A 16533-nucleotide genomic window follows, 5' to 3' on the forward strand; every position below is an offset into this window, starting at 1 on the left:
GCCTCTCGCGTGGCTCCGTGCTGACGCGCGCTCCATACGAAAACGGCGACCGCTAGGGGTCGCCGTTTCACGTGAATCATGCCCCTCGGCGTTCGATCAGGTGTTCATCTGATCGAAGAAATCGGCATTGGTCTTGGTCTGCTTGAGCTTGTCATTGAGGAACTCGATCGCGTCGGTCGTGCCCATCGGCGAGAGGATACGGCGCAGCACGAAGATCTTCTGCAGATCCGCCTTCGGGACCAGGAGGTCCTCCTTGCGGGTGCCGGACTTGAGGATGTCCATGGCCGGGTAGATCCGCTTGTCGGCGACCTTGCGGTCGAGGACGATTTCCGAATTGCCCGTGCCCTTGAACTCTTCGAAGATGACCTCGTCCATGCGGCTGCCTGTATCGATCAGCGCCGTCGCGATGATCGTCAGCGAGCCGCCTTCCTCGATATTGCGCGCCGCGCCGAAGAAGCGCTTCGGCCGCTGCAGGGCGTTGGCGTCGACACCGCCGGTGAGCACCTTGCCGGAGGACGGGACGACCGTGTTGTAGGCGCGGCCGAGACGGGTGATGGAATCGAGGAGAATGACCACGTCGCGGCCGTGCTCGACCAGGCGCTTGGCCTTCTCGATGACCATTTCGGCAACGGCCACGTGGCGCTGCGCCGGTTCGTCGAAGGTCGAAGAGACGACCTCGCCGCGCACCGAGCGCTGCATGTCGGTGACTTCCTCGGGCCGCTCGTCGATCAACAGAACGATGAGGTAGCACTCGGGATGGTTGGCCGTGATCGAATGGGCGATGTTCTGGAGCAGCACCGTCTTGCCGGTGCGCGGCGGCGCGACGATCAGCCCGCGCTGGCCCTTGCCGAGCGGGGCGACCAGATCGATCACCCGGGCCGACATGTCCTTCTTGCCGGTGGGCTCGTCGAGCTCCATCTTGAACCGCTCGTCGGGATAGAGCGGCGTCAGGTTGTCGAAATGGCTCTTGTAGCGGATCTTCTCCGGATTGTCGAAGTTGATCGTGTTGACCTTCAGAAGAGCGAAGTAACGCTCGCCTTCCTTGGGACTACGGATCGGACCTTCGACAGTATCGCCGGTCTTCAACTGAAACTTGCGGATCTGCGACGGCGAGACATAGATGTCGTCGGGGCCGGGAAGATAGTTCGCCTCGGGCGAGCGCAGGAACGCGAAACCGTCCTGCAGGATCTCGACGACGCCTTCGCCGATGATCTCGACTTCCTGCGCCGCAAGCTGCTTGAGAATCGCAAACAGCAATTCCTGCTTGCGCAGCACGGAGGCGTTCTCGACGTCGTTCTCTTCGGCGAACGCGATCAGTTCCGGCGCGCTCTTGTTCTTCAGGTCCTGAAGTTTCATTCGGGAAAGGCTCTTTACGGGGTTCGTCCGGAAAGTTCTTCCAGACAATCAAGGCGGAGATGGGAAAACGCTGGGCCGGAAACGCGAACTGGTCTGCGGCGGGGGATCGACGCGGCGGAAACGTCGCGCATCGCCCAAAGGCGGGATGTAGGCGCTACACATAGACCGACAATCCCGGCAGCGCAAGGCGTTCGGCGACGTGTGGTGGCCGCGGCGAGGGCGTTCGGGCGAGGGGCCTGCCGCAGGCGGTCCGTGTCGGACGCAGCAACGGATCAGCGGCGGCGGCAGCGCGGGCGGATCAGCCTGCCTCTGGAGCCGGCTTCAGCCGCAGCGCCCGCAGCGCCGTTGCCACGACCTCGTCCGCCGGCAGATCCACGGACACCACGATGCCATCCTCGTCGACCTGCAGCGGCTCGAGCGTGTCGAACTGCGATTTCAACAGGGACACCGGCATGAAATGGCCCTGCCGGGTCGCCATGCGCCGGCCGACCAGATCGGGAGTGGCGGTCAGGCAGACGAAGCGCACGCGCGCATCGGCTTCGCGCAGGAGATCGCGATAGCTGCGCTTCAGGGCCGAACAGGTGACGACAGTGGACCGCCCGGCATGGGCCTCAGCGCTGATCCAGTCGCGAATGGACGCCAGCCAGGGTGCCCGGTCGGCGTCGTCGAGCGGTGTGCCGGATTCCATCTTGGCAATATTGGCGGCGGGGTGAAACTCGTCCGCCTCGGCATAGGGCCAGGCCAGCATTTCGGCGAGGCCCGCGGCGGTGGTCGTCTTGCCGACGCCGGCGGGTCCCATCACCACGAGGCACGTTGCCCGGTCCATCTGCGTATCAGTCATCGATCCCTCGGGGCACGGTCGGCGTCGCGGCACGCGATACGATTGCGACGACCCGTTTCGCACGGGTGTTGAGAAGAATGCGTCCTGCGCGGCAGCATAAGACAGGGATCAGAACGGTTTCACTACGACGAGGATGACGATCACGATCAACAGGACGGTCGGCACCTCGTTCATGATCCGCCAATGGCGCGACGGCTTGGTGTTGGCGTCATTGGCAAAGCGGCGCACCGAAGCCGAGAAATAGCCGTGAACGCCGGACATCAGAACGACCAGAGCGATCTTGGCGTGCAGCCAGCCATTGCCGCCGGAAAACCAGCCGCCCCTCACCGCCAGCCAGAGGCCGGCGACCCAGGTGACGATCATCGCCGGGTTGATGATCGCCTTGAGCAGCCGCCGCTCCATGATCTTGAAGGTCTCGGACTGGGGCGTGCCGGTCGCAGCGTCGGCGTGATAGACGAACAGCCGCGGCAGATAGAGCATGCCCGCCATCCAGGCGATCACCGCCAGGATGTGCAGCGTCTTCATCCACAACAGGGCTTCCACCGGCACCAGCCAGAACACGGCGGTGATCACGGCGGCCATGACGGCGAGGGCGATAATGGCCTTCTTCATGCAACGATCCTTCGAGGCTGATGCAGCGCGCCTTCACTGAATGACGCCCGGGACGAGAGACCGGCGGCAGAGCGCCCCGCGACATAACCCGAAGCCGGCAGGCTTCCAAGTCCGGCGCGTGGCGCATGCTCGCACAGCGAAGGGCTTACCCGCGGATGCGCTTCAACAGCGCCTCGACATGGGCGATCGGCGCATCCGGGGTGATGCCGTGGCCGAGATTGAAGATCAGCGGCCCGTCGCCGAGCCCTTCCAGGATCCGGTCGACACCCTCGTCCAGCGCCTTGCCGCCGGCAATCAGCCGCAGCGGATCGAGATTGCCCTGGATCGCGCCTTCGGTCTGCAGCGCGCGCGCCTGGTCCATCGGCACCGTCCAGTCGAGACCGACGGCATTGACGCCGGTCTTCTGGCGATAGCCGTTCAGCAGCGAACCCGCGCCCTTGGCAAAGCCGATGATCTTGGCGTCCGGCACCGCGGCGCGGACCTTTTCGACCATCCGCGCGACGGGCTTGACCGCATAGGCCTCGAAGGACGCCTCATCCAGAACGCCGGCCCAGGAATCGAAGATCTGGACGCAGTCGGCACCGGCCTGGAGCTGCCGGATCAGATAGTCGGCGCCCATCTCGGCGAGGAGATACAGAAGCTGCTCCATCTCGTCGGGATGGCGATAGCCGAACAGCCGTGCCGGCGCCTGGTCGGGCGTGCCGTGGCCGGCGATCATGTAGGTCGCCACCGTCCAGGGTGCGCCGCAGAAGCCGATCAGCGACGTCTCTTCCGGCAGTTCCTTGCGCAGCCGCGCCACCGTCGCGATGACCGGCGCCAGATGCGTGTCGGCACGGCTCGGATCGAGGCGGGCGATCTCGTCGGGGCGGATCGGCGTCAGCTTCGGTCCCTCTCCCTGCACGAAATGCAGACCGCGATCGAGCGCATCCGGGATGACCAGAATGTCGGAGAACAGGATCGCCGCGTCGAATCCGAAGCGTCGGATCGGCTGAAGCGTCACTTCCGTCGCAAAGTCTGGATTGTAGCAGAGCTCGAGGAAGCCCCCGGCCGTCTGACGGGTGGCCCGATATTCCGGGAGATAGCGACCGGCTTGCCGCATCAACCACACCGGAGGGGGGAAGATGCGTTCGCCTTCCAGGACACGGACAAGCTTGCGCGTCTTCATCAGGTCAGGGCTCCCATTAAAAAAGAAAGATTTCTTTCAGATGAGTCTTTTGATTCTATGACTCGGTGGATTGCAGGAATTCACAGGGTCCCGCCTAGATGGAGCCCTTAGCAGGATCGTCCACAGGCCGGAATGCCGCATCGTGTCGTCAGGGGACAATCCCGGGGACGATCGCCGGATCCGATCGGTCTATCAGCAGCTTGCGCCCACGGCGATGGACGCCCCGCCTGGGGATGAGTTTGGGATGGCGGGGGACGAATCGCTTTTGTCCCCAGTCTTCCGCAATCGTCATGCCCAAGCGGATCCTGTTGCCGATTGTGGACAAGAGGGGGGTTTGTCACCGGCCCGACGGATGGCGCCTCAGACCAGTCGACTACTCCCGCACAACCCACAGGCTGCGAAGAATCCCGGGAGGGAATCGGCTTCGCCCTTGTGCCGACGGGGAGAATCGAGTCCGGCGCCCTCCATGGCAATTCTGCCGGTCAGCGGCTATCAGTCGGGCCGTACGTGACGAAACCGGTACAATGGGATTCACATGTCCAAGGGCATCGTACTCGCCTCGAGCAGCGTCCACCGCCGCGAGCTACTGAAGAACGCCGGCATCGATTTCACCGCCGAATCCAGCGATCTCGACGAGCGCGCCATCGAGGCGCCGCTCCTGGAATCCGGTGTCGGGCCTGAGGACGTCGCGGCGATCCTCGCCGAGGCCAAGGCGACGGACGTGTCCGAGCGCCATCCGAACGAGATCGTCATCGGGGCGGACCAGACGCTGTCGCTGGGCGACGAGGTCCTGCACAAGCCGGCCAATATGGAAGAGGCGCGGCGCACGCTTCTGAAACTGTCCGGCCGCACCCACCAGCTCAACAGCGCCGTGGTGCTGGTGGAGGGCGGCAAGGTCACCTGGCGGCACGTCGCCACGGCGACGATCACCCTGCGCGCGCTCGACCCCGGTTTCGTCGGCCGCTATCTCGCCCAGGCCGGCCGCAAGGCGACCACCAGCGTCGGCGCCTACCAGATCGAGAAGGAAGGCATCCAGCTGATGGAGCGGATCGAGGGTGACTATTTCACCATCATCGGGCTGCCGCTGTTGCCCTTGCTGAAGGAATTGCGGGAGCGCGGCGAAATCGATGGCTGATGCGGACTGGACGCCGAAACCCTATGTCAGCGGCGCCGAGCGCCCGCGCGGCGAAGGCTCGATCTTCGATCCGAACGTCACGCCCGCCAGGACCGATGGCCCGCGTGCCTTCGTCACCGGCTGGCCGGTCTGGCATTCCCGCTCTCCGGCCATCCATCGCAGCTGGCTGAAGGAATTCGGCTTGCCCGGTTCCTACGAGCGGGTGGGGGTGTCGCCCGAGGAGATCGGCGAATTCCTCAAGACGCTGCGCCGCCAGGGCTATGTCGGCGGCAACGTCACCATTCCCCACAAGCTGGCGGCGCTGGAAGCCGTGTCCCGCCGCGACGCCGCGGCCGAGGCGATCGGTGCGGTCAACACGATCTGGTTCGAGAAGTCCGGCCGCATGGTCGGCGGCAACACCGATGCCTACGGCTTCGCGGCCAATCTCGACGAAAGGCTGCCGGGCTGGGCCGATGCGGAGGTCGCCACCGTGCTGGGGGCCGGCGGCGCCTCCCGGGCGGTGATCTTCGCGCTTCTGAAGCGTGGCGTGAAACAGGTGCGGGTCGTCAACCGCACCATCGAACGGGCCGAGGAACTCGCCGCCCGCTTCGGCCCGCGCGTCTCCGCCCATGCCGAATCCGAACGCAAGGCGCAGCTCGCCGCCGCCGACCTTCTGGTCAATACGGTGCCGATCCCGGCGCCCGATCCGGACGACGAGACGCCCGACTGGTTCGAGCCGCGGCTGCCGGATTTGTCGGCCCTCCGCGACGGTGCCCTCGTGACCGATATCGTCTATGTGCCTCTGATGACTCCGATTCTCGCCGCCGCGGCGGAGCGGGGGTTGCGCCATTGCGACGGTCTCGGCATGCTGCTGCATCAGGCGGTGCCCGGTTTCGAACGCTGGTTCGGCCAGCGGCCCGAGGTCTCCGAGAGCCTGCGCGCCAGGATCGTCACCGACATCGAAAACGGCGTATGAGCAGAAATTCTGCGATTCATACACATCGACCGACATGCGGTTTAGCGCGCCTGTGGTGCTGCCGATGATCGTGCTCGGCCTTACCGGCTCCATCGGCATGGGCAAGTCCACCACCGCGGCAATGTTCGCGGAACAGGGCGTGCCCGTTCACGATGCCGACGCCGCCGTCCACCGCCTCTATGCCGGACGCGCCGCGCCGCTGATCGAAGCTGCCTTTCCCGGCACCGTCGTCGACGGGGTGGTTGATCGCAAGGCGCTGTCGGCGAGCGTCGTCGACGATCCGGAGGCGATGCGCCGCCTGGAGGCGATCGTCCATCCGCTGGTCGGTGAAGAGGAGCGCGCCTTCCTCGACGGCGCCCGCCAGTCCGGCGCGGCGCTGGCGGTCCTTGATATTCCGCTGCTGTTCGAAACCGGCGCCGACACGCGGTGCGACAAGACATTGGTCGTAACCGCCAGCCCGGAGATCCAGCGTGAGCGCGTGCTTGCCCGGCCGGAGATGAGCGAGGCCAAGTTCGCGGCGCTGATGGCCCGCCAGATGCCCGACGCCGACAAGCGCGAACGCGCCGACTATGTCATCGACACCGGCAACGGCATGGAGGCCGCGCGCCTCGCGGTGACGGCGATCATCATGCGCCACGCCGCCGGCTGACGCCGTTTGCGCTCGCAGCTCCGTCAGGCAGCCGCGACGAGACGGGCCGGCTTTGCGGCCGCGGCATGGACAGACACACGGTTGCGCCCCTCGCGCTTGGCCCGGTAGAGCGCGTCGTCCGCCCGCGCGATGGCATCCTGCGCCGGTTCGGCGCCCTGCAGCATCGCCACCCCGAAGCTTGCGCTCAGAGCGTGCCCGTCGTCGAGCGCGGGATCCCGCCAGGCATGGAAGGCCAGCCGGATCGCCTCGGCCGCGCTAGCCGCGGCGTCGAGGGTCGCGCCGGGCAGCAGCAGCGCGAATTCCTCGCCGCCCAGCCGGCCGGCCGTTCCCTCGGTCCGCGAGAGGATCTCGGCAAATCCCTGGATGACGCGATCGCCGACCGGATGGCCGTAGCGGTCGTTGACCGTCTTGAAGTGATCGATGTCGCAGACGATGATCGCGGCGCCAGCAGGGGCGGCCTGGGTGGCCACGCGCTCGAAGGCGGCCCGGTTGAGGAGATCGGTGAGGTCGTCGCGCTCGCTGCGGATGCGATAGCGCCGGATCACATTGCCGACGATCCGGGCGATGATGAGCAGCACCGCGGCGGGAGCCAGCAGTCCCGAAACCAGCATCAGTGCCCGCTCCAGATCGCTCTGGGCGATGTTCGCGACCGGCGTCGTTCCCTCGAAGAGCAGCGGGAACAGCGGCATCCGCACGATCAAGAGGACAGCCATCCCCGCAAGCGCGACGAGGAGGCCGGTCTCGACGACGCCGCGGCCCTTGAGGCGCCAGAGGCAGAGGATCGCGTCGCCCAGCGCCAGCAGTGCCGCGAACTGGAAGGGCAGGGTTTGAAGGATCGGGGTGGCATTCCCGGCGAGGAGCAAGAGCGACATCGCCGTCAGGCCGGCGGTCGCCATCCACAGGGGCCGGGGCGACAGGCCAAGGCCGAGCGCCCGCCGGACCGATTGGGTGACACAGAGATAGGCGGCCGGGATCAGCATTGTCACCGCCGCCATGGCGGCAAGCGAGCCGCCATCGATCCCCAGGACGACGGTTTCAACGGCGCCGCAGGCGAGGCCAGCAGCGAGCCACACCAGCGCCGACTGGCCGCGCAGGCCCAGATAGATCAGACCGCAGAGGAGCGCGAGCGAGGCGACGACCCCGAAAATGACCGCGTGCAGGCTGACTGCCACATCCAATGCCCGTTCTCCCCTGATTGCATTTCGCAACTGACACTAAGACGCTGCGACTTGCGCGGGTCTTGCGAGGGCCGGTCGACGCGCAGACCGATGCCGAGGATCGCCTCGGCACGTTCGGCATAGACTTCGCCTAGTAAGAACGAAAAGTGAACATACAGCGAAGCTCGGGGATACTTCGAACGGATGCCGGTGAGCTCTTGTCTCGGCTCTTCCAGTCACGGAAAAGGGGCGGTCAGCGGGAGCCTTCATGCGCGAAATCGTCTTCGATACCGAAACCACCGGCCTCGATCCGGATGTCGAGCGGGTCATCGAGATCGGCGGGGTGGAATTGTGGAACCATATTCCGACCGGCAAGAACTACCACGCCTTCATCCGTCCGGCCGGGCGCAAGGTCGATCCGGCCGCCTTCGACGTGCACGGCATTTCCGACGACTTCCTGGCCGACAAGCCGCTGTTCTCCGAGATCGCCGACGAGTTCCTGGAGTTCTTTTCCGGCGCCAAGCTGATCGCCCATAACGCCGCCTTCGACGTGCGTTTCCTCAATGCCGAACTGAAGCGCATCGACCAGCCGCCGATCGACCCGAGCGTCGTGATCGACACCCTGCCCATGGCGCGGCGCAAGTTCCCCATGGCGCCGGCAACGCTGGACGCGCTCTGCTCGCGCTTTTCGGTCGATACCTCGCGCCGCGACAAGCATGGCGCCCTGCTCGATTCCGAGCTTCTGGCGGAAGTCTATATCGAGCTGATCGGCGGCCGGCAGGCGGCACTGGGCCTGGCGGTCGAGGAAGATGCCCACGAGGACGCCGACGGCAATGTCTGGCGGATCGCGCCGCGGCCCGTGCCGCTGCCGCCGCGCCTGTCGCAGGACGAGATCGCCCGGCACCGTGCCTTCGTCTCGACCCTTGGCGACGAGGCGATCTGGTGGAACTATCTGGAACGGCCGGAGGCCGAGGCGTCCGCGGGCTGAGCCCGGCCGCATTCCTTCGAAAGCGCTGCCATGAAAAACGCCGGCAAACCCGATGGGCTGCCGGCGCTGTCTTGCGTTCTGAAACCGCAGCTTAGCTCGGCTGAACCTGCTGGCGGGCGCGCTCTTCGGCCATGCGCTGCTGGAACAGCTGGGCGAAGTCGATCGGGTCGATCATCAGCGGCGGGAAGCCGCCATTGCGGGTGATGTCGGCCATCACCTGGCGCGCGAAGGGGAACAGCAGGCGCGGGCACTCGATGAACAGCACCGGCAGGAGATGCTCCTGCGGGAAGTTCTGCAGCTTGAAGACGCCGCCATATTCCAGCTCGACGGCGAACATCATCTCTTCGCCTTCGCCGGCCTTGGCGTTCAGCGTCAGGCGCACGTCGTAGTCGCCGTCCGAACCCTGGATCGGGTTGGCACCGACATTGACGCCGATATTGATGTTCGGCGCCTTGGTCTGGCCGCGCAGGACGCCCGGTGCATTCGGGCTCTCGAAGGAAAGGTCGCGAATATACTGCGTCAGGATGTTGATGCGGGGCGGGTTGGCGTTCTCGTCGCCGCCGGCGCCATTGCCGCCATTCGTCGCATTCAGATCGTTGGTCTCGGACATGGTCTGCTCCCGTATCGCTGATGACCCGGCAGGGCCGGCGCCTGTTCGCGCGCTCGTGCCGGGTGAAGAGCCGGAGGGGCCGACGGTCCGTCCGGCAGGAAAAACACGGGGGCGAGCGCTATCACGCGGGGGGCATCAGAACAAGACGATCCGCGGCCGGGCGCGAGCGGCCCGGCACCGCGCCACCCGCTCAATGCAGGCGGCGGCCATTGGTCTCGCCGTCGCCATCCTCCGGCTCGTGCCAGGGCGACGCCGGATCGGGCCCGCGGCGAAACTCCTCGCCCGACAGATCGACGACGTCGGGACCCGCCGAGTAAGGCGGTTCGCGGCGCGGCTGCCCGCCCATGCCGGACCGGAAGCTGTTCTGGCCGACGACGACGACGCGGGACTTCAGGAAGTCGAAGATGCGCGAGCGGACGCCCGGCACGAACAGCAGGAAGCCGAGCGCGTCGGTGACGAGGCCCGGGGTCAGCAGAAGGACGCCGGCCATGGCGATCATCACGCCGCTGACAAGATCGCGGCCCGGCACCCGGCCGGCGCCGATTTCCGCCTGGATGCGGGCCAGCGTCGAGATGCCCTGCTGTTTCAAGAGGATCGAGCCGATCACGGCGGTCAGGATGACGAGACCCAGCGTCGGCCACAGCCCGATGGCGTTGCCTACCAGGATGAACACCGCGATCTCCAGGATCGGGATGGCGAGCAGCAGAAAGGGTATCAGGGCGAAGGGCATGGTCCGTCTTCTCCTTGCGCGGCCGTTCGATGGCCGAAACCCGCCTTTGCGGGCCCGTGGCCGGACATGTGCGGTTTGGCCGCCGCCTCGGGACATAGGAACTGTGGAAACAAATTTGAATGCGCCGCCCCTCGTCTCTATATGACGGCGAATGACTTGACCGGCCATTAGGGGTGACGACGCGCAATGAGTTTTGGGACGATCTTCTTTATCATTGTTGCGGCGATCGTCCTGTTTCAGCTGCGAAGCGTTCTGGGCAAGCGTACGGGCAACGAGCGCCCGCCCTTCGACCCCTATTCGCGCCGGGATGCGCCGCGCGACGACGCGGCCCGCAACGACAATGTCGTGACGCTGCCCAACCGCCGCGGCGGCACCGAGATCGAAGGCGAGGCGGCCCCGGCGGCCACGCCCTACGAGTCGATCGACAAGGTCGCCAAGCCGGGCACCCCGGTCAATGCCGAGCTGCGCCGGATCCGCGACGCCGATCCTTCCTTCGATCCGAAGGAATTCCTCGACGGCGCCAAGGTCGCCTATGAAATGATCGTGACCGGCTTTGCCGATGGCGACCGCAAGCTCCTGAAGAACCTGTTGTCGCCGGATGTCTACCAGGGCTTCGAGCAGGCGATCAGCGAGCGCGAGCAGCGCGAAGAGCGCATGCAGTTCTCCTTCGTCGGTATCGACGATGCCACCATCGTCTCCGCCGAGCAGAAGGACCGTGAGGCGATGGTCACCGTGCGCATCGTCGCGCAGATCATCTCGGCCGTCGTCAAGCCCGACGACACCGTTGTCGACGGCGATCCGGAAACGGTGGTCGAGGTCAAGGACGTGTGGACCTTCGCCCGCGACACGCGCTCGCGCGATCCGAACTGGAAGCTGGCCGGGACCGAGTCCGAAGACGCGTGAGCCGGAGCGGCGACGATGACGGCATTCGTTCGCCGGCAATGGTCCGATCTGGAAGGCTGGGACGGCGCTGATCATGCAGCGGCGCTGTCGGCCTTTCGCGCCGGCGCCGCCCGGCTCGAACAGGGCAGCTTTCCCACCGGTTCGCTCGGGATCGACGCCGAGGCCTTTGCCGAGGCCGCCCGCGCCGCGCTGCAGCCGGCCGGTGCGCTCGGCCAGGTCGAGGCCCGCACCTTCTTCGAACGCCATTTCGAGCCGCTGCATATCCGTCCCGACGACGCCGACATGGCGCTGTCCGGCTTCGTCACCGGCTATTACGAGCCTGTCGTCGCCGGCTCGCCGGTGCGCACCGAGCGCTATCGCTTTCCCCTGTATGCGCCGCCGCCGGATCTGGTGAAGATCGACGACGTCTCGCGGCCACCCGGGCTCGATCCCTATTTCCGCTTTGCGCGCCGCAAGCCCTGCGGCCTTCTGGAGGAATATGCCGACCGCGCCGCCATCGAGGCAGGTTCGCTGGATGGGATGGGCCTCGAGATTGCCTGGCTGGCCGATCCGGTCGACGCGTTCTTCATCCATATCCAGGGCTCGGCGCGCCTTGCCTATGATGATGGCCGGCAGGTCCGCGTCGGCTATGCCGCCAAGACCGGGCACCGCTTCACCGCCATCGGCCGCATCCTGGTGGACGAGGGCGAACTGACCCTCGCCGAAGCCGACATGGACGGCATCCGGGCGTGGCTGGCGGCGCATCCGGACCGCGTGCGCAGCCTGTTCGACCGCAACCGCTCCTTCATCTTTTTCCGCGAGACGCCGGTGGAGGACCCGGAGCTCGGTCCCGTCGGCGCCGCCAAGGTGCCGCTGACGCCGCTGGCCTCCATCGCCGTCGACCGCGAACTCGCGACCTTCGGCGTGCCCTATTTCATCGCGGCGCCGGATCTTGTCATGGACGGCGCACCGTTCCGCCGCCTGATGGTGGCGCAGGACACCGGCTCGGCCATTCTTGGCCCGGCCCGCGCCGACATCTTCGTCGGCTCGGGCGACGCGGCCGGCCGGATCGCCGGGCGAATCCGCCATGCTGCCGACTTCACCATTCTCGTGCCGCCGGCGCTGGCGGCACGCCTCGCCCGATGAAGCGCCGTCATCGCACGCTCAGCGTCGAGGACGCGCGCCTGTGGGCGAGCGTCGCCCGCTCGGCGGTGCCGCTGAAGGGCAAGTCGCATCCGCAGATGCCGCCCGAGGACGCGCCACAACCCGCGTCTGCGCCGCCACCGGTCGGTCGCAAGGGGTCGAAGGCGGCGGCGCCCGCCCTGCCGGCGCCGATCCAGCAGCCGGCGCCGCAGTCGCGACTTACGCAGCACCCGATCGAACGTCCGACCCGTCGCAAGATCTCCAAGGGGCGACTGCCCATCGAGGCGCGGATCGACCTGCACGAGATGACCCAGGGCGTCGCCCATGACGCGCTGGTCGGCTTCCTGCGCCAGTCCCAGGCCATGGGCCTGCGCCATGTGCTGGTGATCACCGGGCGAGGCGGATCGGGCGGACATTTCGGCTCCCGCGGCGTCCTGCGCCGGGTCGTGCCCATGTGGTTCGGCAGCCCGGAGTTCCGCCCGCTCGTCTCCGGCTTCGACAGCGCCGAGCGCCATCATGGCGGCGACGGGGCGCTCTATGTGCGCGTCAGGCGGTTCGGATGACCCCGTTCGGCGAAAAGGTCCGGGCATTCCGCAAGGAGCGCGGCGTCACCCAGAGCCAGATGGCGGCGGCGCTGGGGGTCTCCAGCGCCTATCTCTCGGCGCTGGAGCACGGCCGTCGCGGCCGACCGACCTGGGATCTCCTGCAGCGGATCATCGGCTACCTCAACGTCATCTGGGACGATGCGGAGGAGCTGGAGCGTCTCGCCGAACTCTCGCATCCCAAGGTGACCGTCGAGACCGCCGGCCTTGGCCCCGACGCGACAGCGCTTGCCAACCGGCTGGCCGAAACCATCGCCATCCTGCCCGAAGCGGATCTGAAGCGCCTGCGTGCCGAGCTGGAAGAGGCTGCCACCCGGGCCGAAGAAGCCCTGCGGGCCCGTCGCCGCCGTCGCTGAACGCCGGCACGGACGGGAGACTCACGTGAAACAGGGCAGGTGTCGGACTTAAGCCTTTGTTTACCATACTGGCCGGAGACTGCGGGCAAGGGCGCTGCTGCGGCGTCCCATGTCCAGTGGTGTCGCCGTCCGATGTGCCGCCTTCTCGCCTATGCCGGTCCGCCGGTCTTTCTCGATCGCCTGCTGATCGAGCCGCGTGCCTCGCTGATCTCGCAGTCGCTGGCCGCCCGTGAGGCCAAGACCGTCGTCAACGGCGATGGCTGCGGCATCGGCTGGTATGGCGAGCGGCCGGAGCCCGGCGTTTATCGCGCCATCCTGCCGGCCTGGTCGGACGCCAATCTCGTGTCCCTGTGCCGTCAGATCCGCGCGCCGCTCTTCGTCGCCCATGTGCGCTCGGCGACCTATGGCGAGGTCTCGACGGCCAATTGCCATCCCTTCGCCGACGGCCGGCACCTGTTCCTGCACAATGGCCAGGTCGGCGGCTATGCCCGTCTGCGCCGCCAGATCGACGCCCTGATCCCGGACGCGCTCTATCCGCGGCGGCGGGGCACCAGCGATTCCGAGGCGATCTTCCTGTCGGCTCTCGGGCGGGGTCTCGCCGCCGATCCGGTCGGCGCCATTGCCGCGACGCTCGCCGAGATCGAGGCGACAGCCGCACGAACTGGCGAGGCGGCACCAATCCGCTTCGCCGCGATCCACACCGATGGCGAAACACTCTGGGCCTATCGTTGGGCCAGCGACGGCCCGCCGCCCTCGCTTTACTGGCGCAGGGAAGGCGAGGGCGTCGTCATTGCCTCCGAGCCCTGCGACGACGCCGAGCGCTGGACGATGGTCGCCGCGGACACGGTCCTGACCATCCGCCGCGACGGCACGATGCGCAGCCAGGCGTTCTGTCCCCGCCTGCCGGACCGTGCCGCCGCCTGAGGGCAGCGCGCCTCAGAGAATGAAGCGCGACAGGTCGGTGTCGCCGGCAATGCCGTCCAGCGCCTTGTGCACATAGGCGGCATCGACCGTGTAGCTCTCGCCGGACTTGTCCGGCGCCTCGAAGGAGATGTCGTCGAGGACGCGCTCCATCACCGTCTGCAGCCGCCGCGCGCCGATATTCTCGATCGAGCCGTTCAGCGTCACCGCCGTGTCCGCCAGCGCGTCGATCGCATCGTCGGTGATGATCAGATCGACATTCTCGGTCTTCATCAGGGCGATATACTGCTTGATCAGCGAGGCTTCGGTCTCGGTCAGGATGCGGCGGAAATCCTCCCGGGTCAGCGCCCGCAGCTCGACGCGGATCGGCAGCCGGCCCTGCAGCTCCGGCAGGAGGTCCGACGGCTTCGATACGTGGAAGGCGCCCGAGGCGATGAACAGGATGTGGTCGGTCTTCACCGAGCCGTGCTTGGTCGCCACCGTGGTGCCCTCGACCAGCGGCAGCAGGTCGCGCTGCACGCCCTCGCGCGAGACGCCGGCGCCGCTCTGGCCTTCCTTGTTGGCGACCTTGTCGATCTCGTCGAGGAAGACGATGCCGTTGTTCTCGACCGACGAGATCGCCTCGCGCACCAGCTGTTCCTGATCCAGCAGCTTGTCGGATTCCTCGCCGATCAGCAGATCGTAGCTCTCGCGCACCGACGTCCGGCGCTGCTTGGTGCGCTGGCCCATCTTGCCGAACATCTCCGACAGGTTGAGGACGCCGATATTGGCGCCCGGCATGCCGGGAATGTCCATGCCGCCCATCGGGTTGGACGTGTCGGAGACCTCGACGTCGATCTCCTTGTCGTCGAGCTCGCCCGAACGCAGCTTCTTGCGGAAGGAATCGCGGGTGGCCGGCGAGGCGGTCTTGCCGACCAGGGCGTCCAGCACCCGTTCTTCGGCGCCCTGATGGGCCTTGGCCTTCACCTCTTCGCGCTTCTTCTCGCGCACCAGCCCGATGCCGATCTCGACGAGATCGCGGATGATCTGCTCGACGTCGCGGCCGACATAGCCGACCTCGGTGAACTTGGTGGCCTCGACCTTGATGAAGGGTGCGCCGGCGAGCCGCGCCAGGCGGCGCGAGATCTCGGTCTTGCCGACGCCGGTGGGTCCGATCATCAGGATGTTCTTGGGCATCACCTCTTCGCGCAGGCTCCCCTCCAGCTGCTGGCGCCGCCAGCGATTGCGCAGCGCGACGGCAACGGCGCGCTTGGCGTCCTTCTGGCCGATGATGTGGCGGTCGAGCTCGGAGACGATCTCGCGGGGGGAAAAATCTGTCATGGATATCTCTTTCCAGGCCGGCGGGCCGCGCCGACACACGCTGGCATCGATGGGGGTCGGCCGGGCCGGCCACCATGGCAACTCGCCGCTAGATGGGGGTGGCGGCGCCATCCTGCCACCCTTGGCGACGGGTCGCCCGCGGCAGCCGGAAACGCAAACCATCCGATCGTCATGTCAAGACTTCAATCCTCGGCCCGGAGGGGCCAGTATGAGCCTTGTCCGATTCGCGGCGGAGGCGCGCGAGGCGGATCTCAGAGATCGCGAGAGGCTGTGCCATCATGCCATCTTCGAACGGTTCGACGAGCGCCCCCGCGGGCGCCCCGGCCCTGAGCGACAGACTGCCCGGCGCAAGCGGCCAGGCGGATGTCGGCGCGGCCGTGCCGGGCGCCCCCATGAGCGGCGCGCTCGACCGTCTCAACCGGCTCGCACCGCCCTGGGACGAAATCGCGCTGACCCAGCTTCTCGGCGACGTGGCGACGGATTTCGGCTTCTCCCATGCCGCGGTTCTGTCGGTCCCCTCGACGGACGATGGCGGGACGGCGACGCGGCTTCTCCTGTCCAACTGGTCGGAGAGCTTCGGCCAGGCCTATGAACAGCTCGGCCTGCACCGCTCCAAGCTGGTCGTCGGCGCCCTGAAGACCGATCCCATGCCCTTCGTCTGGGACATCGACACGCTCTACGGCGCCGATGAACCCGATCCCTCGCCGGCGGCCCGCATGCTGCTGGAAGCGGAGTACCTCGCCGGCGCCTTCTTCCCGGTGCACGGGCTCACCGCCTTCAACGGTGCCCTGTCCTTCGCCGGACGCAGCTGCGCCCTCCCGGCGGAGGCGATCCGCGAGCTGCATCTCTTCGCCTTCGCCCTGTTCGGCATGCTGGCGGCGGCGCGCTTCGAGGAGAACCGGCGCAACAATCCCCTGTCGGTGCGCGAGCGCGACTGCCTGAAGCTCGCCATGCTCGGCAAGACGTCATCCGAAATCGGCATCATCCTGAGCCTGTCCGAATACACCATCTCGCAATATCTGACGGCCGCCCAGCGCAAGCTCGACGCCTCCAACCGCACCCACGCGGTCGCCCTCGCCGCCCAGCTCGGCTATCTGTCCTGAAGCAGCCT

Annotated in this window: 18 protein-coding genes; 10 read left to right on the plus strand and 8 right to left on the minus strand. The window is 67.0% G+C overall.

Translation table 11 applies throughout. From position 1 onward, the window contains the following. Positions 1-96 precede the first annotated feature (96 nt). The 4 genes from rho to hemE form a co-directional block, all read right to left on the minus strand. Positions 97-1356, minus strand: coding sequence for a transcription termination factor Rho (gene rho, locus J3367_RS05460; protein ID WP_024352216.1), 1260 nt, complete (start codon positions 1354-1356; stop codon positions 97-99). A 298-nt stretch (positions 1357-1654) separates the two neighbouring features. Next, the gene (locus J3367_RS05465; protein WP_024352217.1) at positions 1655-2197 is read right to left on the minus strand and encodes a gluconokinase; all 543 of its coding nucleotides are present in this window, start codon (positions 2195-2197) and stop codon (positions 1655-1657) included. 108 nt (positions 2198-2305) lie between these two features. Next, positions 2306-2809, minus strand: a complete 504-nt coding sequence (gene hemJ, locus J3367_RS05470; protein ID WP_024352218.1) for a protoporphyrinogen oxidase HemJ — start codon at positions 2807-2809, stop codon at positions 2306-2308. Between the two features lie 145 nt (positions 2810-2954). Next, a complete protein-coding gene (gene hemE, locus J3367_RS05475; protein WP_024352219.1) occupies positions 2955-3974 on the minus strand; it encodes a uroporphyrinogen decarboxylase in 1020 nt (339 codons plus the stop codon). A 535-nt stretch (positions 3975-4509) separates the two neighbouring features. On the opposite strand from hemE, the gene J3367_RS05480 reads away from it, so the two are divergent. The 3 genes from J3367_RS05480 (at position 4510) to coaE (ending at position 6713) form a co-directional block, all read left to right on the plus strand. Next, the gene (locus J3367_RS05480) at positions 4510-5109 is read left to right on the plus strand and encodes a Maf-like protein (protein WP_009211377.1); all 600 of its coding nucleotides are present in this window, start codon (positions 4510-4512) and stop codon (positions 5107-5109) included. Further along, positions 5102-6064 (plus strand): shikimate dehydrogenase, encoded by a 963-nt coding sequence (locus tag J3367_RS05485; RefSeq protein WP_024352220.1) that lies wholly within the window; start codon positions 5102-5104, stop codon positions 6062-6064. Before J3367_RS05480 ends, J3367_RS05485 begins: the two co-directional genes overlap by 8 nt. A gap of 64 nt (positions 6065-6128) precedes the next feature. Then, on the plus strand, positions 6129-6713 hold the full coding sequence (coaE, locus tag J3367_RS05490) for a dephospho-CoA kinase (RefSeq protein WP_024352221.1): 585 nt from the start codon (positions 6129-6131) through the stop codon (positions 6711-6713). A 23-nt stretch (positions 6714-6736) separates the two neighbouring features. On the opposite strand, the gene J3367_RS05495 is transcribed toward coaE, so the two are convergent. Further along, entirely contained in the window at positions 6737-7885 is a 1149-nt protein-coding gene (locus J3367_RS05495; RefSeq protein ID WP_244495486.1) for a GGDEF domain-containing protein, read from the minus strand. A 253-nt stretch (positions 7886-8138) separates the two neighbouring features. Here J3367_RS05495 and dnaQ point away from each other — a divergent pair, with 253 nt between their 5' ends. Further along, positions 8139-8858, plus strand: a complete 720-nt coding sequence (gene dnaQ / locus J3367_RS05500; protein ID WP_024352223.1) for a DNA polymerase III subunit epsilon — start codon at positions 8139-8141, stop codon at positions 8856-8858. A 91-nt stretch (positions 8859-8949) separates the two neighbouring features. Here dnaQ and secB read toward each other — a convergent pair whose 3' ends face one another. Both secB and J3367_RS05510 read right to left on the minus strand, forming a co-directional pair. Beyond that, on the minus strand, positions 8950-9468 hold the full coding sequence (gene secB, locus J3367_RS05505; protein ID WP_024352224.1) for a protein-export chaperone SecB: 519 nt from the start codon (positions 9466-9468) through the stop codon (positions 8950-8952). 190 nt (positions 9469-9658) lie between these two features. Beyond that, the gene (locus J3367_RS05510; RefSeq protein ID WP_024352225.1) at positions 9659-10198 is read right to left on the minus strand and encodes an FxsA family protein; all 540 of its coding nucleotides are present in this window, start codon (positions 10196-10198) and stop codon (positions 9659-9661) included. 186 nt (positions 10199-10384) lie between these two features. Here J3367_RS05510 and J3367_RS05515 point away from each other — a divergent pair, with 186 nt between their 5' ends. The 5 genes from J3367_RS05515 (at position 10385) to J3367_RS05535 (ending at position 14105) form a co-directional block, all read left to right on the plus strand. After that, entirely contained in the window at positions 10385-11101 is a 717-nt protein-coding gene (locus J3367_RS05515; RefSeq protein ID WP_024352226.1) for a Tim44/TimA family putative adaptor protein, read from the plus strand. Between the two features lie 15 nt (positions 11102-11116). Further along, positions 11117-12226 carry a murein transglycosylase A gene (locus J3367_RS05520; protein WP_024352227.1) on the plus strand — a complete coding sequence of 370 codons (1110 nt, stop codon included), beginning with the start codon at positions 11117-11119 and terminating at the stop codon, positions 12224-12226. Further along, positions 12223-12786 carry a Smr/MutS family protein gene (locus J3367_RS05525; RefSeq protein WP_024352228.1) on the plus strand — a complete coding sequence of 188 codons (564 nt, stop codon included), beginning with the start codon at positions 12223-12225 and terminating at the stop codon, positions 12784-12786. The genes J3367_RS05520 and J3367_RS05525 overlap by 4 nt, the downstream gene beginning before the upstream one ends. Further along, positions 12783-13181 carry a helix-turn-helix domain-containing protein gene (locus J3367_RS05530; RefSeq protein WP_024352229.1) on the plus strand — a complete coding sequence of 133 codons (399 nt, stop codon included), beginning with the start codon at positions 12783-12785 and terminating at the stop codon, positions 13179-13181. The genes J3367_RS05525 and J3367_RS05530 overlap by 4 nt, the downstream gene beginning before the upstream one ends. Positions 13182-13313: 132 nt before the next feature. Beyond that, complete coding sequence (locus J3367_RS05535; protein WP_024352230.1) at positions 13314-14105, plus strand: class II glutamine amidotransferase; 792 nt, start codon at positions 13314-13316, stop codon at positions 14103-14105. Between the two features lie 12 nt (positions 14106-14117). Here J3367_RS05535 and hslU read toward each other — a convergent pair whose 3' ends face one another. Then, positions 14118-15422, minus strand: coding sequence for an ATP-dependent protease ATPase subunit HslU (hslU, locus tag J3367_RS05540; RefSeq protein ID WP_024352231.1), 1305 nt, complete (start codon positions 15420-15422; stop codon positions 14118-14120). Positions 15423-15700: 278 nt separating this feature from the next. Between hslU and J3367_RS05545 the strand changes: the two genes are divergently transcribed. Then, entirely contained in the window at positions 15701-16525 is an 825-nt protein-coding gene (locus tag J3367_RS05545; RefSeq protein ID WP_244495485.1) for a helix-turn-helix transcriptional regulator, read from the plus strand. Positions 16526-16533 lie beyond the last annotated feature (8 nt).

The organism is Aurantimonas sp. NFXS3 (assembly GCF_049132005.1).
GTDB lineage: Bacteria > Pseudomonadota > Alphaproteobacteria > Rhizobiales > Rhizobiaceae > Aurantimonas > Aurantimonas coralicida.